The sequence below is a fragment of the Pseudomonas sp. 14P5.3.2 genome, assembly GCF_057799175.1.
Window position 1 is genome coordinate 117,151 of sequence record NZ_JBYOKU010000003.1, and the last position, 20,644, is coordinate 137,794.

22 protein-coding genes and 1 pseudogene are annotated in these 20,644 nt (G+C 54.3%); 14 read left to right on the forward strand and 9 right to left on the reverse strand.

The annotated features are described in order from the left end of the window. Nucleotides 1-60: 60 nt before the first annotated feature. The 9 genes and pseudogenes from AC27VU_RS03505 to AC27VU_RS03545 all read right to left on the reverse strand — a co-directional run bounded on the left by AC27VU_RS03505 (nt 61) and on the right by AC27VU_RS03545 (nt 4,950). Nucleotides 61-1,092 (reverse strand): site-specific integrase, encoded by a 1,032-nt coding sequence (locus AC27VU_RS03505; protein ID WP_266200167.1) that lies wholly within the window; start codon nt 1,090-1,092, stop codon nt 61-63. Beyond that, nucleotides 1,093-1,299, reverse strand: a complete 207-nt coding sequence (locus AC27VU_RS03510) for a DUF4224 domain-containing protein (protein WP_488723412.1) — start codon at nt 1,297-1,299, stop codon at nt 1,093-1,095. A gap of 12 nt (nt 1,300-1,311) precedes the next feature. Continuing rightward, a pseudogene (locus AC27VU_RS03515) lies at nt 1,312-2,065 on the reverse strand (DNA cytosine methyltransferase). Further along, nucleotides 2,062-2,529 (reverse strand): hypothetical protein, encoded by a 468-nt coding sequence (locus AC27VU_RS03520; protein WP_488723413.1) that lies wholly within the window; start codon nt 2,527-2,529, stop codon nt 2,062-2,064. The pseudogene AC27VU_RS03515 and the gene AC27VU_RS03520 overlap by 4 nt, the downstream one beginning before the upstream one ends. Further along, a complete protein-coding gene (locus tag AC27VU_RS03525; protein ID WP_488723414.1) occupies nt 2,526-2,906 on the reverse strand; it encodes a pyocin activator PrtN family protein in 381 nt (126 codons plus the stop codon). The genes AC27VU_RS03520 and AC27VU_RS03525 overlap by 4 nt, the downstream gene beginning before the upstream one ends. Nucleotides 2,907-3,064: 158 nt before the next feature. Next, the gene (locus AC27VU_RS03530; RefSeq protein ID WP_488723415.1) at nt 3,065-3,346 is read right to left on the reverse strand and encodes a phage antirepressor KilAC domain-containing protein; all 282 of its coding nucleotides are present in this window, start codon (nt 3,344-3,346) and stop codon (nt 3,065-3,067) included. A gap of 10 nt (nt 3,347-3,356) precedes the next feature. Further along, nucleotides 3,357-3,947 carry a hypothetical protein gene (locus AC27VU_RS03535; protein WP_488723416.1) on the reverse strand — a complete coding sequence of 197 codons (591 nt, stop codon included), beginning with the start codon at nt 3,945-3,947 and terminating at the stop codon, nt 3,357-3,359. Further along, nucleotides 3,944-4,123 (reverse strand): hypothetical protein, encoded by a 180-nt coding sequence (locus AC27VU_RS03540; RefSeq protein ID WP_488723417.1) that lies wholly within the window; start codon nt 4,121-4,123, stop codon nt 3,944-3,946. Before AC27VU_RS03540 ends, AC27VU_RS03535 begins: the two co-directional genes overlap by 4 nt. A gap of 77 nt (nt 4,124-4,200) precedes the next feature. Further along, nucleotides 4,201-4,950, reverse strand: coding sequence for an XRE family transcriptional regulator (locus tag AC27VU_RS03545; protein ID WP_488723418.1), 750 nt, complete (start codon nt 4,948-4,950; stop codon nt 4,201-4,203). A gap of 100 nt (nt 4,951-5,050) precedes the next feature. Between AC27VU_RS03545 and AC27VU_RS03550 the strand changes: the two genes are divergently transcribed. From AC27VU_RS03550 to AC27VU_RS03615, 14 genes are all read left to right on the forward strand, one after another. Next, the gene (locus AC27VU_RS03550) at nt 5,051-5,275 is read left to right on the forward strand and encodes a helix-turn-helix transcriptional regulator (protein ID WP_045123078.1); all 225 of its coding nucleotides are present in this window, start codon (nt 5,051-5,053) and stop codon (nt 5,273-5,275) included. A 319-nt stretch (nt 5,276-5,594) separates the two neighbouring features. Then, the gene (locus AC27VU_RS03555; RefSeq protein ID WP_488723419.1) at nt 5,595-6,113 is read left to right on the forward strand and encodes a phage regulatory CII family protein; all 519 of its coding nucleotides are present in this window, start codon (nt 5,595-5,597) and stop codon (nt 6,111-6,113) included. Continuing rightward, nucleotides 6,106-6,330 (forward strand): TraR/DksA family transcriptional regulator, encoded by a 225-nt coding sequence (locus AC27VU_RS03560; RefSeq protein ID WP_488723420.1) that lies wholly within the window; start codon nt 6,106-6,108, stop codon nt 6,328-6,330. Before AC27VU_RS03555 ends, AC27VU_RS03560 begins: the two co-directional genes overlap by 8 nt. Then, on the forward strand, nt 6,320-8,539 hold the full coding sequence (locus AC27VU_RS03565) for a VapE domain-containing protein (protein ID WP_488723421.1): 2,220 nt from the start codon (nt 6,320-6,322) through the stop codon (nt 8,537-8,539). Before AC27VU_RS03560 ends, AC27VU_RS03565 begins: the two co-directional genes overlap by 11 nt. Beyond that, complete coding sequence (locus tag AC27VU_RS03570) at nt 8,532-8,891, forward strand: PA0613 family protein (RefSeq protein ID WP_103366964.1); 360 nt, start codon at nt 8,532-8,534, stop codon at nt 8,889-8,891. Before AC27VU_RS03565 ends, AC27VU_RS03570 begins: the two co-directional genes overlap by 8 nt. Before the next feature lie 529 nt (nt 8,892-9,420). Next, a complete protein-coding gene (locus AC27VU_RS03575) occupies nt 9,421-9,753 on the forward strand; it encodes a phage holin family protein (RefSeq protein WP_008080174.1) in 333 nt (110 codons plus the stop codon). Nucleotides 9,754-10,045: 292 nt separating this feature from the next. Beyond that, nucleotides 10,046-10,282: a hypothetical protein gene (locus AC27VU_RS03580; protein ID WP_488723422.1), complete on the forward strand. Its 237-nt coding sequence runs from the start codon at nt 10,046-10,048 to the stop codon at nt 10,280-10,282. Nucleotides 10,283-10,518: 236 nt separating this feature from the next. Beyond that, on the forward strand, nt 10,519-11,121 hold the full coding sequence (locus tag AC27VU_RS03585; RefSeq protein WP_488723423.1) for a terminase small subunit: 603 nt from the start codon (nt 10,519-10,521) through the stop codon (nt 11,119-11,121). A 346-nt stretch (nt 11,122-11,467) separates the two neighbouring features. Beyond that, a complete protein-coding gene (locus AC27VU_RS03590) occupies nt 11,468-14,443 on the forward strand; it encodes an ATP-binding protein (RefSeq protein ID WP_401061875.1) in 2,976 nt (991 codons plus the stop codon). Beyond that, entirely contained in the window at nt 14,433-15,086 is a 654-nt protein-coding gene (locus AC27VU_RS03595) for a response regulator (protein ID WP_401061873.1), read from the forward strand. Before AC27VU_RS03590 ends, AC27VU_RS03595 begins: the two co-directional genes overlap by 11 nt. Nucleotides 15,087-15,397: 311 nt before the next feature. Continuing rightward, a complete protein-coding gene (locus AC27VU_RS03600; RefSeq protein ID WP_401061871.1) occupies nt 15,398-15,955 on the forward strand; it encodes a fimbrial protein in 558 nt (185 codons plus the stop codon). 48 nt (nt 15,956-16,003) lie between these two features. Further along, nucleotides 16,004-16,744 carry a fimbrial biogenesis chaperone gene (locus AC27VU_RS03605; protein ID WP_488723520.1) on the forward strand — a complete coding sequence of 247 codons (741 nt, stop codon included), beginning with the start codon at nt 16,004-16,006 and terminating at the stop codon, nt 16,742-16,744. Between the two features lie 154 nt (nt 16,745-16,898). Continuing rightward, on the forward strand, nt 16,899-19,496 hold the full coding sequence (locus tag AC27VU_RS03610; protein ID WP_488723424.1) for a fimbria/pilus outer membrane usher protein: 2,598 nt from the start codon (nt 16,899-16,901) through the stop codon (nt 19,494-19,496). Continuing rightward, on the forward strand, nt 19,493-20,584 hold the full coding sequence (locus tag AC27VU_RS03615; protein WP_488723425.1) for a fimbrial protein: 1,092 nt from the start codon (nt 19,493-19,495) through the stop codon (nt 20,582-20,584). The genes AC27VU_RS03610 and AC27VU_RS03615 overlap by 4 nt, the downstream gene beginning before the upstream one ends. The last annotated feature ends 60 nt before the right edge of the window (nt 20,585-20,644 follow it).

The window sequence follows — 20,644 nt, forward strand, 5'->3', positions numbered from 1 at the left end:
CAAGCCCTTAGTTCTTTTTTCCGCAATCAAAAAATCTTTTCCGCAATTCGTGACCGTCAGTCACTTCGTAGGGGTAACCTTCATCCCCTTCCGCATACGGATGTACTGTTCTGTCATCCCGACGGTGGTGTGTCCGAGTTGGTCCCGAGCTTCTCTAATGCTCCCTGTTGACTCCTCCTTATCCGTGGCCGCTTTTGCTCGTAGGTCGCGCATCTGAAATTCTGCTTTCGGAATACCGGCTGCTTCCCTGGCGTCATCGAACCTTTTTCTGAGCATGCTGGTCGTCATCGGCTGCCCAGAGTCGATTACTACTAGGCGTGTTGATCTGATTTTGTGTCCGGCCTTTCGCGCCATGATTCGATCGATTACGACTTTGAGCTCACCAATGATTTCAATCCTTCGTTTAGCCCCAGTTTTGCCCTGCTGGACGGAGAGTTTTCCGTCCTTTATGTCACGCTCATCCATCTTCAATGTGTCAGCGACCCTCTGACCTGTTAGATAGAACAGGTCCAAAGCATCTCTTAATGGTTGATCGGCATGCTGGTAGGCTCTGGCAAGGACGTCGTCTTCAACATATATGTCGCGACCGGTTTCTTTATTACCCTTCACGCCTGAGCAAGGATTTGCCAAGGATGTGTAGCCATTCTCGCGAGCAAAGTTCCAAATGGAGCTGAGTAACGCTTTTTCCCGATTTGCACGGACAGGAGCTGTCTTACCACGATGACGAAGGTACTGGCTGACATGCTTCGGTTCGATTGCTTCTAGAGGGGCCGGAGGGTCGTTGAAGAACAGGAGAAGATTTTTCAGTTCGCGCGCGTTGTCCTTCTGGGTGGCATGGGCTTTCGTGGGAACCACCTCATTCATATAAAGCTCGGCCACGTACGCGAAGGTAAGGACGGTTTGTGTCAGAGCTTGAGAAACGCGGCTTTTTTCGAGCTTTGCGTACTCTAAAATGGCTAGGCCGTAATCTGTACCCAGTGGGATTTCCTTGCGTGGTTTCCCGCCAATATCGTATAGGTAATAGGTAGTGTTGCCGCGTTTTCTCTCGCGCAGCCGAGGAATGCTCCCCGGCTTTGTTGGTCTTCGTCCCATTTATCCCACCAGGCGCGGCTGCCACGTTGGAGTTTCTGGCGCAGTGGTAGTTGCTCCTGTCAGCGCCGATGCAATCACGCAAGGCCAGCCATTGCGCTTGATGGTGTGACGAATGCCATTGCGCTTCAGTACCGTAATCTGACCGACTTTAGTTTTAGCTCCGGTCAGCTCGCAGACCTGCTCATGACTAAGAAATTGAATGTTCATGCTGCCTCCTTGCTAACTAATACTGAGCGCTTCGAATGCGCTTGCTGCCACGACTGGAACCTGTCCGTTGCCAATGGCCTTAAGTCGGTCCACCCGATGGGCCACCCCATCAGCCACTCGGCCCATTCCGGGTTCAGATGACCACCATCCAATGCCATCACCGCGTGATCCAGGCGATCGTTCGAGCGGTCGGCTCCCGATCGGCGAGTCAGTGCGGCAGGGGAGGATCCCTTTGCCATGCTCGCCACCAGTGTTGGCCACCGTCTGGTGGCGGTCTTCTGCGACGAGCCAGATCCGATCCCGCTGATGAGGGGCACCGAGGTCAGCCGCTCCGATAACACCCCATCGCGCGTCATACCCCATTTTCGGCAAGGTCACCGAGCACGACGGCAAGTCCTCTTCCCACAAGCAATGGTGAGTTCTCCAGGTCGACGTAGCGCGGTCGTACCTCATCGGTAATTCGTGCCATCTGCCGCCACAGTCCTGAGCGTTCTCCGGCGATACCGAGGCCGTTGCCTGCGACCGAGATGTCCTGACAAGGAAATCCTCCCGAAACCACGTCAACAAGGCCTCGCCATGGTCGTCCGTCAAAACTGCACACGTCAGACCAAATCGGGAAAGGCGGGAGCAGTCCATCGGTTTGTCGTTGCGCCAGTATTTGTGCGGCGTAGGCATCACGCTCAACGGCGCAGACCGTGCGCCAGCCGAGGAGGTGGCCGCCGAGTATTCCGCCACCAGCGCCTGCGAAAAGAGCCAGCTCATTCACGCAGCCTCCACGATGACTTGCTCGGCGCTGGAGTGTGGTTGTCCGGCCAGGCTGCCCTCGATTTCTGGTTGTAATTTCGCAGCCATCGCAAGCACCTGTTCGCGTAGGGACCGGGCATCACGCTCGAGTTTCTTGCCGGTACGAAAGGCGCTGAAGGTTTCGGCGGCGATCCGTAGCAGCTCGCCGATGGCGATCAACGTCTGGTGCTCGGCCGGGCCGAACAGCGGACCCGCTTCAAGTCGTTTACAGGTGTGTGCCAGACGCGTGTGATCGGCCCGGATGAACTGCAGGGAGGCTTGAAGCTCGCGGATGGTTTTGGCGCTTGCTGCGCGCTGGATGTCTTCGCCCTCGCGCAGACCTGTCTCGAGACCATCACTACGGCCCATGATGTAACCGCCCCAAAGCAACAGGGCGGCCAGAACTATCAGGATGACGAGTGCACCGATTTGTATTGGGGTCATCATGTGGTGTGCTCCTTGGGTTGTCGTTGGCTGGTGGTGACAGCCGTCAGTGGTGTGGGGGCAACACGGCATTGGCCGTCCTGCTGCCGCTGCATGTCTTCATCAGCCTTGTAGGCGCGGATGTCGATCAGCGAGGCGACGTGGCGGATGTGCGCGTATTTCAGGGCCTTGCGGCTGGTGTCCAGCGTGGTGATCGGAAGCTGGATCCGGCCGCTGTTGATCTCCGTCACGAACGACTGTTCGTTGAGATTGCGAAAGTACTGCTCGCGGACTTTTTCCAGCGGGATCAGGACATCACCGAAGATGCGATACAGCAGTTCAACGGTGGCCGATTCGGGCGCCGGATGCAGTCGAAGCGGATTCTGTGTAGCGTTACTCATGGCCTTGTCGAGCCTCCTTGCGTTGTTGTCGTGCCGGGTGGTTCCAGGCGTTCAGGCAGTGGCGTCTGGTCAGCTCGCGCAGATGTTCGGGCACTTCGAGGAGCGCGGCGTTACGCTCCTCGCGTGTGCGCATAGAAACGATCTGGCGGGCGTACTCCCTAGGCCACGTCACGGCGATCTGCCGGAATGACAGGAAGATCGATGTCCAACTGCTCGGCCAGCCAGCGGATGCCGGCTTGCATGACGCGGGTCGACTGGCTGTACTGCATTCCGCATTTTTCGTCATACCAGGGGCTGTCCTTGACCCGCAGGTACGCTTTGTCGCGCTTCGGGTCCGCCGGGAGGTTTCCCTTGAGCAATCCTTTTTCCCGCATGAGAGCGATCAGTTTGGGGCGAGTGATACCGAGTTGAGCGGCTGCTTGGGCGAGAGTGCGTTCCATCGCGTCCTCCTCATGCTGCGTGCGCAGCTGGAGTGGCCGCTGCAGCAAGGTGGTTGATGGACTCAATGAGCTTTGCGTAGATTTCGGCATCGGGGTCGTACAAGGTGAAGCAGCGTGTGTGCGGACTCTTGTTGCCGATGCTCAAGATAGCGGTGACGCCCCGGCGCGTATGAGTGCGATGCAGCGCCACATGCAGGGGAAGTTCGAAGCCCATGTCGAGGCTCAGCACGCCGCCGGTGTGCACCAGTTCGAATACACGCTGCTTGTCCTGGACTTCAAAGCGACCGTATTGACGATCGGCATGCGGGAGATGAACCAAGTCGCTGGAGTTGCTGGCGTCGAACGGACCGTTGGCGATCTCTTCAATGAAATCGGCCAGTTTGAGGTGCATCTTTTTGTCGTTTGGCAGGGTTAGCGTGTGGCGTTCGCTGCCCAGCTCTACAACAAAAGTGCTTTCCATTGTGCCGCGCTCAGCCTTGAGACGGAATGCCAGGCATTCACGCTTCGGTGCTGTGCGCAGGACGTGGTTGAAGGTCTCGGTCAGGTTGACCTGGGCGTTGAGCAACTGCAGGGTGCGGTTGTCGATCTTGTACTTGATCATGCCGCGTGCCCTCCACCGTTCGGATCGATAGGAGAGGGCTGGCAAGATTTGGCGACAAGCTTGGGTTTGCTGTTATGAATGATGACTAGGCAGCCCGTGGCGAGCTGCAGCTGTTCGATCAGTTTGCGATTGCTGACGCATGCCGGATGGACATGCAATGTTGCGGTGGTGCGCATAGGTATTGCCTCGCTCTGTGGTAAAGAGTGAGGCAAATATCACGCACTGTGCTTGTTTGTGTCAACACATAATGTGATTAAAATAGTGCGGCACTGTGTAGAAAGCGTGATGACTTCAATATTCCGCCTACAAGATGGATTTCCTCCACCTCTTGTTCTGCAATGTGAAGAGTTTCGTGATCGGTATTGACGCTATCCAACCGGTACATTCCGTCTCGGAGATAAATAAATTCTTTGATCATCGCTTTGCCGGAGGACGTTCGAACTATGACCTCGTCACCGCTACTGAAACGTTTGTTCGGCTCTATAAGAACGAACTCGCCATTTTTTATGCGGGGCATCAGGCTATCGCCCATGACTCTTATGCCATAGGCATCTGGGTCATCGCTATGTATGTTTAGGTAGCCTTCACCTTGCCCTGGTGGCGGTTCTACCGTGTCGAAGAAGCCCTCATTCCCAAGCTGCGCGTTTGATAGCACAGGCACCTTTCCATCTTTAGCCCAGCCTACAAGGCTGCTAACAGGTTGGTCTTTGTCTTTCGATCTTCCGTAATCCCTCACAAGACGGTCTTCAGACCGAATCCGACCTTGAATGGCGTCCGGGTACGACTCAACGTCGGAACGATTTTTTCCTGCTACCAAGTCTGGAAAAGATACTCCCAGTGCTGTCGCTATCTTTTGCAAGTCGTGGAGATTGGGCTGGCGAGCCCCTTTCTCGTAATTCCCTATACGTGACTGGGATTCCCAACCGCAAGCGAAGGCAAGGGCTTGTTGGCTCATGCCTTTGGCTTTGCGGTATTGCTTAATACGTTCGCCGAGTGTGTTCATGTGCTTTTTTTACCACGCTGTGAAATTATTTATCATCACTTTGCGTGTTGAAATATCTACGATTCGTGATTAAGATGGCTCCGGCTAATTGGAGGGCATCATGAATCTGATCGCTGAACATCGAGAGAAGGCTGGGATCAAGCAGAAGGAACTCGTTGTAGCTCTTGGATGGACTCAGGCACGTATAAGCAATTACGAAGCAGGACGTCGAATCGCAGGGCTTACGGAGTGCAGAGCCATAGTCAGGGCGCTCAATAAGTTAGGAGCGCCGTGCAGTCTTGATGACGTATTTCCTCCGGAAATGGAAGAGTCTCAAGCCGCATAGAAAAAAGGCGACCCAAGGGTCGCCCAGTTTCTCCCGACAGCATCACCACAATGCTATCGGGTCGCGATGTCAGAAGGCGAGCACACCACATGCCGCCGACTTTCATCGCGTTTCCAAGGCTCGGAAGCCTTGGTGTTGCTGCCGTTCTTACCACAGAGCTGGCAGCTGTTGCGCCAGGGGTGAACAACGGATTGTTCGCCCCGGCACGGTGCCGGTGTTGGTCTTACGAACCTAGCCGGCTTTGGGCCTCTCCAGACCACGCGGCAAATGTATCACCAACTTCTGTCGCGCGGCACTGGCAACTTTTAGGATTAATGCCATGAGCCGAATTGCTCTCAGTTCGCTGGAACGGGCGCAGCGGGAAATCCTGCCGCTCGATTTAGCGCTTTACCACTCTGCCCGCGATTATCCGGGCGGGGCTGCTGCCATCGCTGCCACGACCGGTCGCAACCCGACCACGTTGCAGCACAAGCTGTCGCCAACCCATCCGAGCCACTCCATCAACATTCAGGAGTTTGGCGAGATCCTCGAACTGACCAAGGACCGCCGCATTCTCGATGCGGTGCATGCGCTGGTCGGCGACACGATCTGGCAGGAGCTGGCCGACACCTACACCAACGACATGCCCGAGACCCTGACCACGGGTATCGCTGAATACTTCCGCCAGGTCGCGGATCTGGCCGAGACCTGGGCCAAGAGCATTGGCGACGGTGTGGTGACTGATCAGGAACTCGCGGCGATTCGCCTGCAGGTGTTCCGGGGCATTCAAGGGCTGCTCGGGTTGTTCAACCGCGCCACCTACGTCAACCAGACGACGCGAGGTGCTGACCGTGGCTGACATCGCCGATTTCGCCAACGACCTGGTGCAGGAACGCATCGATCAGGCCATGGCGGCGCGCAGCGCTGCCAAAGCAGAAAGTGCTGCCCATTCCTTGCTGTTCTGTGAAGCCTGTGACGACCCGATCCCGGAAGCACGCCGCCTGGCCTCACCGGGTTGCTCGCAGTGCTTCAGTTGCCAGTCCCTCTCTGAACGGGGAATTCAGCATGCTCGATGAGGTATTGGGCCAATTCGCCGATTACGGTCTGGAGCCAGCGCAACCGCTGGTGTTCGGCAAGCTGACCCGCTGCAAGACATCGCAAGACAAGGGCAAGGAAAAGAACGGCTGGTACGTGGTCCACGAGCAGCGCACGGAGAAGGGCGACATCCTGATCTTTGGCGCCTTCGGTGACTGGCGTTCGGGCGAGACGCAGAAGATCAAGGTCAAGGCCGGGCGGATGTCGCCGGAAGAGCGCGAAGTGATGCGCGCCCGCCAGGAAGAAGCCAAGCGCCGTGCCGCCGAAATCGCGAATAACGCTGCGCGGCGGGCCGCGAAAAGAGCGCAAGGTTTGTTCGAGCGTATGCCGACCACCGGCCGCAGTGACTACCTGGACCGCAAACAAATCGTCGGCATCAAGGTGCGTTACGCGCCGCGCACCGGTGCGGTACTGGTGCCGATGAACAATGCCCGTGATCAGATCATGGGCCTGCAGGTGATCTTCCCGAACAAGCAGGAAGACACCGGCCGCGACAAATCATACTGGCCTTACGGGATGGCGAAGGAGGGTACTTTTCACCTGCTCGGTCCTCATCCGGTACCGGGTGAACCGGTGCTGGTGTGCGAGGGTTACGCCACCGGCGCCAGCCTGCACATGGCGACGTCGCTCGCGGTGGCCGTGGCCTTCGATGCGGGCAACCTGCTGGCCGTGTGCAAGGTCATGCGCGAGCGCTTCGCCGGATGCCCGCTGATCATCTGCCGCGATGACGACTGGAAGACCACCAAGCCCAACGGCGATGCCTGGAACCCGGGTGAGGAGAAGGCCAGCAATGCTGCGTTGATTGTCGGTGCCCAGGTCGTTGCGCCGATCTTCTCGGTCGAGCGTCACCACAAGTGGACCGACTTCAACGACCTGCACGTCGCCGAAGGCCTCGACGTGGTTCGCCGCCAAGTGCTCGCGGTGGTCCGTCCACCCGCTGCCGGTGGCTGGAAAGATCAGCTGGCTCGCAGTGAGAGCGGCGCCTTGATCGCGCACATGCAGAACGTCGAATTGATCCTCGCTCACGACGAACGCTGGGCCGGGGTGATCAGCTACTGCGCCTTCAGCTCGAAGATCGTCAAGCTGCGTGCCGCGCCCTATGGAGGCGGCACCGGCGAGTGGGCGGACATCGATGACGTGCGCGTGATGAAGTGGCTCGCACAGCAGTACAACCTGCGCGTGAAGTCCTCGCACGTGATCGAGGCGGTGAGTGTCGTGGCCCACGACCACGCGTTTCACCCGGTGCGCGAATACCTGAAAAAACTTGAGTGGGATCGTGTGCCGCGCCTGGAGCGTTGGCTGACGGATGTCATGGGGGTGAAGGCAACGGATTACACCTCCAAGGTCGGCAAACGCTGGCTGATATCGGCCGTGGCGCGGGTGATGAAGCCCGGCTGCAAGGCTGACTCGGTGATGATCCTCGAAGGCGTGCAGGGCGCCGGTAAGTCGACCGCCATGAGCGTACTCGGCGGTGAGTGGTTCATGGACACGCCGTTTGCACTCGGCGACAAGGACGGCTTTCAGGCGATTCGTGGCAAGTGGATTGTCGAGCTCGGCGAGCTGGACAGCTTCAACAAGGCCGAGAGCACCAAGGCCAAGCAGTTCTTCTCGGCATCGACTGACACCTACCGCGAAAGCTATGGCCGCAGAACGCTGGACGTGCCACGCCAGTGTGTTTTCGTCGGTACTACCAACCAGGACGAGTACCTCAAGGACGCCACCGGCAACCGTCGCTATTGGCCGGTGGCCTGTACCAAGGTCGACGTGGCGTTGCTGCGCGAGATCCGCGACCAGCTGTGGGCCGAAGCGATGTTCTGCTTTGAGGCCGGCGACCTCTGGTGGGTAACGCGAGAGGAAGCGCCGATGTTCAGCGAGGAACAGGACGAACGCTTCGTGGTGGACGAATGGGAAACACCAATCCTGACCTGGCTTGAAGAGTCGCAGATCGGCGAGACCACCACCGGCAGTGAGGTGATGAGTCAGGCGCTCAAGCTCGATCCCGGTCATTGGGGCAAACCCGAGCAGATGCGTGTGGGAGCGATCCTCCATCGACTGGGCTGGCGACGGTTCCGTTTGGGCGCCTTGAGCAAGAGCGGCCAGCGGCCATGGGCGTACAAGAAACCGGAGGGTTGGGGCAGGGCGCCTGCGCTGGAACAACCTGAGTTCGAGGAGCCGTGCTTCGATGATTAAGGCAATCGATATGGCCCTCAAGCAATGGGCGCAGGAGCTGCACAGCGATGAGGTCGCCGCCGGTTACTCGGGCGGCAACATGGTCGCGATGATGATGGAAAGCGGTGGCCAGCTTGTGCGCGGAAGGCGCGGGAGCAGGGTGCCGCTGGAAGCCTCACTGGACATCGAGCGCATCGTCAAGAAACGCCTCGATCCCGAGTTGATGTCGGTGGTCCAGGTGCATTACTTCCAGCCTGATGCGCCCTTGACTGCGCGTCTGGCCGAGAGTGGCTGCACACGCAATCTCTATTACCAGCGTCTGCATGACGCTCACATCGTGGTCGAGCACTTCCTCCTGGGGGAAGCGGCTTGATCGTGGGCATTACTTTGGCTCACGCCGTCCCACCGGCCTGCCTCCGTCCCACCGCTTTTTGCGGTGGTGGGACGGGCGCAGGCCCCGTCGTTGTTGGGCTGTCCCACCGTCCTACCTTTTTCATGTCTCCCGCCCGTGTATGCGTAGCGGGCATCAATGCGCGTGTCCACGCGCACGCGTGTTTTTAAATATTCTCTCTATACACGAGAAAAGAGAGATAAAAGTAGGACGGTGGGGCAAAGCCCCAATCTGCGGGGCTTTCAGACGTCCCACCTTGTTTTAGAAAGGTGGGACGTATGGGACGCCAGAAAAGCAAAAGACAGCCGGGATAGATATTCACCGACATTCGCCAGCCGTTCACCGGGCGTAAGCCACACATTCACCGGATGGCATTAAAACGGTCTTGCTGCCACCAGAATCGACCTGTAAAAAGGGGCCATCTTCGATGGGTGCGACCGCAAAGCGCGGCAGGCCACCCGCCACCTGACCCGGCCATAGCGCCGGGTCTTTTTGTTTAAGGGGCAGGGCAATGACGAACGAGCAACAGGCGCTGGCAGAGATGCCGATCTGGTTGGTGATTGCCCTGTCATTGGTTGGCGGCGTGTCCGGCGAGATGTGGCGCGCTGACAAGGATGGGGCACGAGGCTGGGCGTTACTGCGCCGCCTCGCACTTCGGTCCGGTGCCTGCATCGTCTGCGGTGTGTCAGCGATGATGTTGTTGTTTGGCGCGGGCCTGTCGATCTGGACAGCGGGCGCCCTGGGTTGCCTGACCGCGATGGCCGGCGCGGACGTCGCCATCGGCTTGTACGAACGCTGGGTGGCCAAGCGCCTGGACCTGAGCGAGGCGGAACCGAAGGCATGAGCCCGGCAGGCCGGGTAGAGCGCAGATTTCACGGGTCCTCCCCGAGGGCCGCCCCCTACACGGGTTAGCGAACTCGCGGAATCTCTCTAGCTGAAACGGTTGCAGGGATGTCCGTCTTTGCAAACACGAGTGTTTGTAGGAAAGGAAATAACCATCGGCAGATGTATAGGTTTTTGAAATATGGGGACTCAATCACTGTTTGGGTGGTCAAGATTGATATAGGGTAAGGACAGGCGTTGTACCAATAATCGGTTCGGGGCCTGTTCAAAAGCCCGATCTAGAGCCCTCAACGATGCCCATTATCAAATCAGCCGCACTGGCTAAAGCGCGATCCAATTTTGACCTTTTTGCTGAAGCCGTAGACGAGCGTGATCTGGAGACGCTGTTCAGAGGCGCTATTGGCTACTGCCGAGCTCTGCAAAGGAATGGAGTCATCAGCGAAGATGAACTCGCGCAGCTTCTGGATGAAGCTGACCAGGTACGTGATCGTTGGTTCGGTCCGCGCAGATCTACCGCGAAGCAAAGATAAATCACCAACTCCCGCCAGAAATCAAAGCCGGCGGATCTCCGTGCACCGCTCTTGGCGCAACGCCCTCGTCGCGATCGGAATCAGCCAGAACTCGCCGGGGACCCTGAGGACTTTCAAAGGACACGGGGTCGGAAACCCGCGGGATAATGTTAGTGGGAGGCCCGCCAGCTTACTGAAATTTCAATCCACTGAAATCTTGAAAGGATTCATTGAAAAGCCGCTGAAAAGGAGGGCTTATGAGCACAGCTACGTACCTTTCGAAGAGCGCCTTTGCTGCGTACATCGGCCGATCACCGAGCTACATTACCTGGCTGAAAGAGAATGGCCGGTTGGTGCTGTCGCCCAATGGCAAGCAGGTCGACGTGCTGGCCACCGAAGCATTTATCCGCGATACCGCTGACCCGAGCAAGGTTGCCGTCGCTGCTCGCCACCAACAGGAGCGGCTTAAGCGTGATGTGTACAGCCAAGTCTCAGCCCAATCCGAGCCGACTAACATGGCTGCGCCGCCGCCCGCTGATCCTGCGCAAGGGCAGACTCCGGACTTTCAGAAAGCGCGTGCACATCGCGAACATTACTTGGCGAGGATGGCTGAAATGGAATTTCGCAAGGCGCAGGGGGAACTGGTGGAAATCAGCTTTGTGCAGAAGGCCGCTTTTGAAACGGCGCGATCGCTCAATCATTCGTTGATGAGCCTGTCGCCGCAATTGGCACCACAGCTCGCCGCGCTGTCAGACCCATGGGAAGTGGAACGGCAGCTGACCGCTGCACTACGTCAACGGCTCAACGAAGCTGCTCAGGTATCCGGCGATGACTTTGGACTAACATTGGAAGAATGTTGACGAATGGCAAGCTCCTACTGCAGAAGCAAATTTCCATACCTGTCTGATGTAGTTCAGAAGGTTCTTTGGAACTCGCTACGCTAGCGTTGCTTGATGCTGCTCACAGACACCCGGCAATGAAAATCAGATCTATCCTAAATACTTGAACTTGCCGTTGGGCTACCGTGTCCCAGCGCAACGCCAGCACCATGGGCTACGTAGGAGCGCTGGTCAGGGATGAGTCAATTAAGCCTCTAGTTAATTGCTCAGTGACCCAAAACGATTGCTACCCTTGAGATCGCCGTTTCCATGGTGATCAGGGCGTAAAGGTTGTCCCTGAGCCACACCCCTACTGGAAGTTGTTCGCATGCCTGAGCACAACTACAGCTTGATTCGGAAACTGGCGAATACGGCCCTCCGGCTTAATAAAGTGCTGGTTTGTGCAATGTTTCTCAACCTCCTTACTTTGGCGGCCTTTGGTTGGGCGTTATCAAGGTTGGTTACCCTCGAGCGGAACAAGGTATCGGTGCATTTCAATCGGCTGGTGAGCGAAATTCGCCAGCATGAAGAGTTTCTGTTACGAGTCGCTGAGCACGGCAACTCGGTCGCTCCCATAAAAACCGAAAATGGCGCGGTGACGTCGCATCGTTTGCTCGTCGATGAACGAGGGCGCAGGATCTACGAAGGCGCCGCGTATTCATTTTCCATGCCTTTCACTCTCTCACAACAGCACGCAAGAGCTGAGCCTCACCCCCGAAATTTTTACTTGGGAGCGTTACTCGCTAGCTTCTATGGAAATTTCTGGAGTACGTCGGCCTATCCATCTCCACAAGTTTTCATAATCGGTGCACGGGGCAATACCAGCATGGCGGTGCCCGCTATCGGAAAAATTGGCGTTGTGACGTTAGAGTCCTACTTTAGTGTGGTCCACAGCATTTTCAACGCTTTACCAGCTAAAGCTGGGCCAATGAGTAAGATGGAAGTGCGGTGGGCGCCAGCCCGCCATTACAGCGGCGCGGCTCAGAAAGAACTGCTTGGTTATCTTTATTTCACAATGCCAGATGCCCTTTGGTGGGTGCCTAAAATCAAGCGCCAACTTATTGCAGTCAGCTTGCTAGAGCTCAACCAGGTTGGGAATGTGACCTATGGAATGCAAAGCCTCACTTACGACAGGCTCCAACTGGTGTCGCCACGCGGAAACTCTCTTGGTGATCAGATCGGTTCGGTTGATGGCTATCACAAAGGGCTCAATTTCGCACCTCTTGGCCTGATATTCAAAATGGAAGACGCCGGTTCAGGTGGTTGGGTTGCATTGTATGAGGTCACATATCAAAGCTTTTTCGGGTATGCCAAATGGCAGGTGTTGGGGGGCTTTCTGTTATTCCTCGCGACCTTAGTTGGCGGTTGGGTGGCAACTCGTTGGTATGCCCGTAAGGTCATATCGCCTGCGCGGCGCGCGCACCTAGAAATTGTTGAGAGTGATACATTCAGTCGTACTGTTATTCAGATCGCACCTGTGGCTCTTTGCGTCCTCAGGCGTACGGATAGGCAGTTGATCATGCACAACCCTCTTGCGGAAAAGCTGTTGGGGGACGCTAGTGACGTTGCACGACTCAGTGAAAGCTGGAACATAAATCATGATCCCGCTGTTCCCGAAACAGATGTCATCTTCGACAGTGTTGGCTCCACGACTCTTCATGGCAGTTTTGCGTCCGCACGTTACCAGGGTGAAGACGTGGTGCTTTGCACATTCAATGACATTAGCGCTCACCGCCAAGCCGAGAAAAAATTGGCGGAAGCGAAACGCAGCGCTGATGCTGCTAGCGCAGCCAAGTCACGATTTCTCGCTACCATGAGCCACGAGATTCGCACGCCTCTCTATGGTGCCTTAGGTACGCTGGAATTGCTCGGCCTTACCAATCTGGATCGCCAACAGAGAATCTATCATCAGACCATCGAGAGATCCTCCTTGATTCTGCTGCAACTGGTTAGCGATGTGCTGGACGTGTCCAAGATAGAAGCTGGAGAGATGGCGCTCGCCTACACGGAATTTAGTCCAGTGGATCTCGCTGAGGACGTCGTCAGACAGTTTTACGGTTTGGCTCAGGGAAAGTTTTTATCGTTGCAACTCTGTCTTGATCCTGGAATTCCCGGTGCTGTTAAGGGGGATGCTCTCCGCATTCGCCAAATCATCACTAATTTGCTCAGCAACGCGCTGAAGTTCACAGAGCAGGGCAGCGTTACCTTAATGGTGGGCGCGCAACTGGACGACGGCTATGTAACCCTGAATTGGCAGGTGATCGATACTGGCATCGGAATAGCGGCTAGCGAGCAGGCACATTTATTTGAGCCTTTTTATCAGGCGCACCGAGTTGAACATACCATCAGTGGTACTGGTCTGGGACTATCGATATGTGCCTATCTTACACAACTAATGGGCGGACGGATCGAGGTAGCCAGCGAAGTGGCCGTTGGAAGTCGTTTTACATTCAGCCTAAAACTCGAGGTGGTTCAAGCTGAAATCCCAGCGCGAGGGCAACGGCCCCCCCAGCAGCGCTTAGGTGAGCTAGGTTTATCGATATTGGTAGTTGAAGACAATCCAATCAATCAGGCCCTGCTCAGCCATCAGTTGGAGGAGCTGGGCTGTCGCGTGACTTTAGCAAGCAATGGAGTCGAAGCTTTACAAAGGTGGAGCGCAGGTTTCGATGCGGTCTTGACCGATGTAAACATGCCGACGATGGATGGCTACCAATTGGTTCAAGAGCTACGCCGGCGAGGGGCCAACCAGCCGATCGTAGTGATCAGCGCTAGCACGGTACAGGAGAAAAGCAGGCGACTCGTTGAAGATTGGGTGAGCGCTTGGTTAGTAAAGCCAATGAGCCTACGTGATCTGTACGAGGTGCTGCGCAACTGGTGCCCCCGTGCCAATAGAGTCGAGATTGTGCAGCCCGAGAAGTTCGCACAATTGCGCGTTGAAGAAGTTGTATTAAAGTCTTCGCCGAGGATGCTTAAGCTATTTTTGACCACCATGGACGAGGACATCCAGAAGTTGCAGGATGCCTGTGAACGTCAAGATGTAAATACCGTTACGCAGCAGTTGCATCGGATTCGAGGTGCGTTAGCTGCGGTAAACGCCCGCCATTTAGTACATTCATGTGAGCAGCTTGAGCACCAGCTTCTGGAGTCGAGCAGTGACCTGCAATGGCCCTTGGCCCTGGCCGAACTCGTGAAGAATCTTGAATGCCTGCTCTTGCGTGTTCGAAACGCTGATGGGCAGAGTCACGATTCACGCCACGGGATTCCTCGTGCGCTATCTGATACGGGATCGGAAAATGATGAATAGAGTCAGCGTTGTGATAGCCGATGATCATCCGCTTATATTGTTGGCGGTCGAAGAGATAATCGAGCGGGATGATCGGTTCTATGTAGCAGGGGTCGCTAACGGTCCGAGCGAACTCGTCCGTCTATGCCATGAACTCTTACCGAGTGTGATCATTGCCGACTACAGTATGCCGGGTGATGAAACATGCGGCGACGGTCTGCAAATGATTGAATATCTACTTCGCCACTTCAAGAATTCAAAGGTTTTGATATTAACAATGCTCTCTAATCCCTTGATTCATGGTCGCTTGTACGATTTAGGTGTGTCAGGGGTAATCCTTAAAAGTGGAGACTTTAATGAGATACTCCGTGCATTGGATGTCTTGCTTTGTGGGGGGAAATATTATGTTTCAAGGCTGCCTTCGCTTTATAGCCCGCCCCCAGCAGAAGAAAGTGTTGAGGCTCGAATTTCAAGTCTGTCAGCAAGAGAATATGAAGTGCTCCGACACTTCGTTGCCGGCCTGAATGGGCGTGAAACTGCACTGCTGCTCAATCGAAGTACAAAGACAATTAGCGCCCAAAAAATCTCAGCCATGCGTAAACTAAGTGTTGATAATGAGCAGGCATTGTTGGCTTTTTGCATTGATTCCAGAGAGTTTCAATGAGGTGGAGCATTTAGTGGCGCGTCCTTGCATTTTACGCTGCTGCTCTGAAAGATTTTCAGATATATCTTAAAGACCAAAGTTTTTTCGTTGACTATCATCGGGTCCAGCAACTCGCTGTGGGTGTGCGGCTGTTGTATCACTTTTTGTTCCCGAATTCTTTATTGAGATAAGGTTATGAAATTGTGATGCTTAGCGCACTCAGGTAGGTCGCTGGAGAGTTTTGATTACGCTTTTGTATTCGCTAATCTGAGCTCGGATTTAAGACGCTGGGGTGTCCGGTGTTTTTATCGTACTAACGAAGGATGATGTTTATGAAGAAACATTTCATGTTGCCGCTGAATGTGACTGCGTTCAGTGTCCTCGGTCTGCTGATGCTGTCCACAACGTCAAATGCTGCGGATTCCGGCACGATCACATTTAACGGAAAGGTTACTGATGAAACATGTGAAGTAACCACCGGGGCGGCGGGAGATTTCACCGTAAATCTGGCGACCGCAAAGTCTAGTGATCTGAGTATTGCAGGTGCGACAGCTGTTCCTTCCAACTTCCGCATTGCGATCGATAATTGCTCGCCAACAGTAACCAACGTGCGTGCGCAATTTCTTTATGATGCAAGCTTGGTGGATTTGAGCTCGGGTCTGCTCAAGAATCAAGTGAGCGGCGCGACATCCGCAAGCAACGTCGGTCTACAGCTTTATAATTATGATGATAGTAGCGTTATTAAGCCAGGTGATGCGGGCGCCGCTAAAACTTTCGCCGTTGATAACGGCGCCGCTGAGATGGTCTATGGCGTGCAATACTACGCCACTGGAAAGTCATCCGCGGGCTTGGTGAAGAGCCAAGTTAAATATCAACTTAGCTATAACTGAGATTCGTCCCCCTGTGCGACGTTTGCGCAGGGGGGCGCTACTGTGACCATGCCAAAGTATTCATGTTTTATAAGCTTTCTAATAGTTTGTCTTTCGAGTCCGGTTGCATGCGCGAATATCGTATTGGGAGGTACGCGCTTGATTTACCCAGCAGGGGAGAGGGAAGTTACAATTGCATTGGCTAACAAAGGTGTAACGCCTTCTCTGGTGCAGTCTTGGATGGATGATGGTGCGACCAATTCTACACCCGAGAATAGTTCGGCACCTTTTTTCGTTATGCCTCCAATTTCTAGAATCGAAGGTCAAGCCTCTCAAACTCTACGAATTCTTTTTAACGGTGCAAAACTTCCAGAGGATAAGGAGGCAGTGTTTTATCTCAATGTGCTGGAGATTCCACCTGTAGCTGCGAATTCGAAGGACAAGAATAACTTATTACTAGCTGTGCAAAGCCGTATCAAGGTTTTCTATCGTCCGGAGAAAGTCAAGGAAACACTAGAGGAGGCAGCGAAAACGCTAAAGTGGCATCTGATAAAAGAGGACGGACAATGGAAGCTAAGTTGTACTAATAATTCACCGTTGCATATCTCATTCGCCAATATTCAAGTCACCAAAGATGGGGGTACCCTTGGTAACAAAGAAGGAACTCACATGGTGGCGCCAGGAAAGAAAGAGGTTTTCAGGCTTGTTCGTCAAGATGTTGTCCGAACAGGGGCGGGGGATGGGCAGGTACAATTTGAATATATAAATGACTACGGCGCGCTCAAGATGTTGAGCTCGCAAGCTATCTAAGTATTGACGATTTGGCACAAGCTTATTTGCGCACGCCGTTTTTCATATGTGCTGACATCTTTCTCAATCGCAGTGCTACTCACCTGTTGTGCGCTATCTCATCCGCAGCAGAGAAAGTGTATGGGTGTTAACGGGCTCTTAGTTGTGATGTTTTATGAAGAGTTTTGATTTATCAATACCTCGCCGTCAGTTTTTTTTGGCGATGCCACTTCGCGCGAGCAGTTGCTTTCGTGCGATGTTTTTTCTGATCTTGGGCATAGCTGATGTTAGGGCGATGGCAGCAGAAGCAACGCTGCCCGCAGCGGCGTCGCACGCGGAATATGAGGATGCCGAGTTCAGTAGCTCATTTCTAGTAGGCAATGCTAAAACCATGGACATGTCGCGCTATCAAAAAGGCAATCCGGTACTACCTGGATTCTACGATCTAGATATTTATATCAACGGAAAACAGGTTACCAGGGCAAAAGTTGAATTTGTTGAAATAAGCAGCAGCAACATTGCCCAAGCCTGCCTGACCCTGGACGCAATGCATCAGTTTGGAATCGATACTAAATCCCTGAAAGTATTTCAGGGCTGTCGCACCCTCTCTGCGGTGATGTCTAACACTGTTTCCTATGCTGACATCTCGGAGCAAAAACTCTACCTGCAAATCCCCCAGGCAGCACTGCGCCGCACTGCACGAGGCTATGTCGAACCCGATTACTGGGATCCTGGTATTACGGCGGGCAAACTTGACTATAACCTGAACTATTTCAACAGTCAGAATGACCATTCCGGCAGTACGGACTCCGCGTACCTAAGCTTGCGTGGCGGGTTCAACTTCGGACTTTGGCAATTCAGGCACAACGCCAACGTCAACTGGACCAATGGCTCCAAAAGCACTTGGAACCGTTTATCAACCTATGTGCAACGACCTGTTGGCGACATCAAAAGCACAGTTTCTTTGGGCGAGTTCAATACAAAAGGTGCGGGCTTTGACAGCGTGGCGGTTAGAGGCGTCAGTTTGGCGTCCGACGAGCGCATGTTCCCAGACTCGCAGATTGGTTTTGCACCAACCATTCGCAGTTTTGCTCGCAGCAACGCGCGTGTAGAGGTGTGGCAGAACGACACAAAAATCTACCAGACGACAGTGACTCCAGGTAATTTTGTGATCGACGATCTTTACCCAACAGGATATGGCGGCGATCTAAATGTTGTTGTAACCGAGGCTGACGGGGGCGAGCGGCGCTTCGATGTGCCTTATTCTTCTGTTACCAATCTCATGCGACCAGGTCGAGCTAAATACGATCTTGTCGCAGGCAAGCTTTATAACCAGGTTATGGCCAATGATGCCCATTTGTTGCAGGGTACGGTGTACTACGGCTTGAACAATTACCTAACCGGATACGGAGGGCTTCAATTCAGCGAGGGTTTTCAATCCGGGCTTTTAGGCTTGGGGGTGAATACTACCTACGGAGCGTTTTCGTTAGATTTAACGCAGGAAAACACCCAGCTTAGTGGTGGCTATGGCTCGACTGAAGGCCGTAGTCTCAAAATCGCGTACAGCAAAATGCTGAGTGAAACCAAGACCAACTTCACTTTGGCCGCCTATCGCTATTCCTCCTCTAAATATATGACCCTAACCCAGGCTGTGGATGCTCGCGAGTGGGTCAACGCTCCAGGGTTTCGTGAGCAGTGGCTATGGGAAGGACACGAGCGTGATCGCTTCGATTTAAGCATCGACCAACCCGTCGGCAACTTTGGCTCGCTATTCTTGACCGGCAGTACTCGTCAAACCTGGGGTGGCGGAAACGACTCTAGCCGCCAGTTTGAAATAGGGTTCAACGGCAATGCGGGCGACATCAGTTACAGCATTTCCGCCAGCCGCAATAACGACGAGTTTCTTGGCTCTCAAACTCAATACTTCGTTAGCTTGAACATACCGCTTGGAAATAGCGGGAGGTCGCCGACGCTCAGCACTCAGTATACCGGCGGTCCGGGCCAGGGTAGCACATTGCGCAACTACCTTAGTGGCGTAGCCGATGAGGCTGGACGTTGGAGTTACGGCATCACGCAAGCGACTGATACCAACACCTCAAGCTCTAGCAGCCTCAACACGCAGTATCGAGGCAATCGCAGCACACTGCGAGGATCCTTCGAAAGAGGTGGCGATTATAAATCTACATCGTTTGGCAGTAACGGCAGCGTGCTGGCGCACAGCGGAGGGGTGACTTTCTCGCCCAACACTGGCGAGACCATCGGACTGGTCTCCGCGCCGGGTGGGGAGGGCGCGAGCGTTGGTGGTTTATCCGGCCTGGTAGTCGATAAGAACGGCTACGCCATCGTTCCGTCGTTGTCACCTTATCGCATGAACAACATCAATCTGGATCCGAAAGGCAGTTCAATGAATGTCGCGTTCCAGAACACCACCAAACAGGTCGCTCCTTACGCAGGCGCCATCGTTCGAGTCGACTTCGAGACTAGGGTCGGGCAGTCAGCAGTGATACACGTTAGCAACGGCAAAAGCTTGAATCTGACCTTCGGCGCGGACGTCCGCGATCAGGAAGGCAACGTGGTGGGTGTAGTAGGCCAAGGCAACAATCTGTTCGTACAAGGTGTAGGCGACAACGGCTCCCTGACCGTAAGCATGCAGGACGATTCCAGTTGTGAAGTGATATATCAATTGGCGGCTGCGAATGCAGGTAATCACGACATTATGCGTGCTCAGGCCCCTTGTGTGGTTAGAGGAGGCGCAAGCCTGAGCAGCCGATGAAATACTTGATCAAACAATGCGGCAAGAATGCCGTTGGAAAGTGTTGTGCTAGAAGTATACGGTTAAAATTTCTGAGTAAATTATTTCGTGCGATGTTGGTCTTGATGTTTTCGTCATCGGCTTACGCAATTTGCGGCATGATGCCTAATTATCAAGAGGGCGCAACTATCGATATGGCAATGGGGCGAATATCTGTGCCGGCCACTGCCGCTGTCGGCGAGGTGTTTTATACTCAGGAGTTTCCTATTACAGGTTCGTATTTCGCTATATTAAGTTGCACCCCAGGAGATACCACCCAATGGCGAGTTGTTAAAGGAACTGCCACCTCAATAGAAAATGTTTACAGTACCAATATAGCCGGTGTAGGCATTCGAACCAGCTGGTATCAGGCAGGAGCGGCGATACCTTTCTATGCAGGCCAATCAACTACTTGGCAATTAGGCATGCCAGGTGTAAGCGGGTCAGTGCAGCAGAATTCGCTCGCTGTAAATGTAAGCGGAAGAGTTGTGGTCGAGTTGATAAAGACCAGTACTGATGTGGGATCAGGCGCCTTGGCGGGTGGTATATATACCAACAATACAGCCTATGGCACTTATCCCTTCAACAGCGGAGTTTTTCTAACTACAAGGATTTCGGGTGGTGGCGGTGAGATAGTGCCGGAAACCGGCACATGCTCGATTGGCGACTTGCTTGTGGAAATGGGCGCTGTGCCGATCAGCCGATTCCAAGGATTGGGTACGACGAGTGGTGAGACACCATTTAACGTTGCCTTCACTTGCTCTGGAAGCAATGGCGCCGTCACTCTGAATCTTGACGCCGACCGTTTTATTGCCAACGGCAGTGCGGGACTTATCAAACCCCAAACTGGCAGCGGCAATGCGGAATGTATTGCACTTCAAATTATCGACTCTGATACCGGGCAACCAATAACTCTCGGGGTAAGGCGAGTTGTCGGGTCGGTGTTGAATGGTTCGGCCAGTTTTAACTTGCCTTATCAAGTGCGCTATTACCAAAGCGATGCAGGTAAAAACTGTGTTTCTCCCGGGAAAGTCCATGGGGCAGCTACGGTAACCGTAAGTTATCAGTGATTAAAATTCTGGTCGGGCAGTCGGGAAGATTTTTCGATTGGTTGCGTGATTTTGCTTAAG

Excerpts from the sequence above, each read along its gene's own strand:
- AC27VU_RS03555 (WP_488723419.1), top strand. The coding sequence starts at position 5,595 with ATGAGCCGAATTGCTCTCAGTTCGCTGGAACGGGCGCAGCGGGAAATC.
- AC27VU_RS03585 (WP_488723423.1), top strand. The coding sequence starts at position 10,519 with ATGAGCACAGCTACGTACCTTTCGAAGAGCGCCTTTGCTGCGTACATC.
- AC27VU_RS03575 (WP_008080174.1), top strand. The coding sequence starts at position 9,421 with ATGACGAACGAGCAACAGGCGCTGGCAGAGATGCCGATCTGGTTGGTG.
- AC27VU_RS03590 (WP_401061875.1), top strand. The coding sequence starts at position 11,468 with ATGCCTGAGCACAACTACAGCTTGATTCGGAAACTGGCGAATACGGCC.
- AC27VU_RS03615 (WP_488723425.1), top strand. The coding sequence starts at position 19,493 with ATGAAATACTTGATCAAACAATGCGGCAAGAATGCCGTTGGAAAGTGT.
- AC27VU_RS03525 (WP_488723414.1), bottom strand. The coding sequence starts at position 2,906 with ATGAGTAACGCTACACAGAATCCGCTTCGACTGCATCCGGCGCCCGAA.
- AC27VU_RS03600 (WP_401061871.1), top strand. The coding sequence starts at position 15,398 with ATGAAGAAACATTTCATGTTGCCGCTGAATGTGACTGCGTTCAGTGTC.
- AC27VU_RS03505 (WP_266200167.1), bottom strand. The coding sequence starts at position 1,092 with ATGGGACGAAGACCAACAAAGCCGGGGAGCATTCCTCGGCTGCGCGAG.
- AC27VU_RS03545 (WP_488723418.1), bottom strand. The coding sequence starts at position 4,950 with ATGAACACACTCGGCGAACGTATTAAGCAATACCGCAAAGCCAAAGGC.
- AC27VU_RS03530 (WP_488723415.1), bottom strand. The coding sequence starts at position 3,346 with ATGGAACGCACTCTCGCCCAAGCAGCCGCTCAACTCGGTATCACTCGC.
- AC27VU_RS03565 (WP_488723421.1), top strand. The coding sequence starts at position 6,320 with ATGCTCGATGAGGTATTGGGCCAATTCGCCGATTACGGTCTGGAGCCA.
- AC27VU_RS03580 (WP_488723422.1), top strand. The coding sequence starts at position 10,046 with ATGCCCATTATCAAATCAGCCGCACTGGCTAAAGCGCGATCCAATTTT.
- AC27VU_RS03610 (WP_488723424.1), top strand. The coding sequence starts at position 16,899 with ATGAAGAGTTTTGATTTATCAATACCTCGCCGTCAGTTTTTTTTGGCG.
- AC27VU_RS03520 (WP_488723413.1), bottom strand. The coding sequence starts at position 2,529 with ATGATGACCCCAATACAAATCGGTGCACTCGTCATCCTGATAGTTCTG.
- AC27VU_RS03535 (WP_488723416.1), bottom strand. The coding sequence starts at position 3,947 with ATGATCAAGTACAAGATCGACAACCGCACCCTGCAGTTGCTCAACGCC.
- AC27VU_RS03540 (WP_488723417.1), bottom strand. The coding sequence starts at position 4,123 with ATGCGCACCACCGCAACATTGCATGTCCATCCGGCATGCGTCAGCAAT.
- AC27VU_RS03605 (WP_488723520.1), top strand. The coding sequence starts at position 16,004 with ATGCCAAAGTATTCATGTTTTATAAGCTTTCTAATAGTTTGTCTTTCG.
- AC27VU_RS03510 (WP_488723412.1), bottom strand. The coding sequence starts at position 1,299 with ATGAACATTCAATTTCTTAGTCATGAGCAGGTCTGCGAGCTGACCGGA.
- AC27VU_RS03595 (WP_401061873.1), top strand. The coding sequence starts at position 14,433 with ATGATGAATAGAGTCAGCGTTGTGATAGCCGATGATCATCCGCTTATA.
- AC27VU_RS03570 (WP_103366964.1), top strand. The coding sequence starts at position 8,532 with ATGATTAAGGCAATCGATATGGCCCTCAAGCAATGGGCGCAGGAGCTG.
- AC27VU_RS03550 (WP_045123078.1), top strand. The coding sequence starts at position 5,051 with ATGAATCTGATCGCTGAACATCGAGAGAAGGCTGGGATCAAGCAGAAG.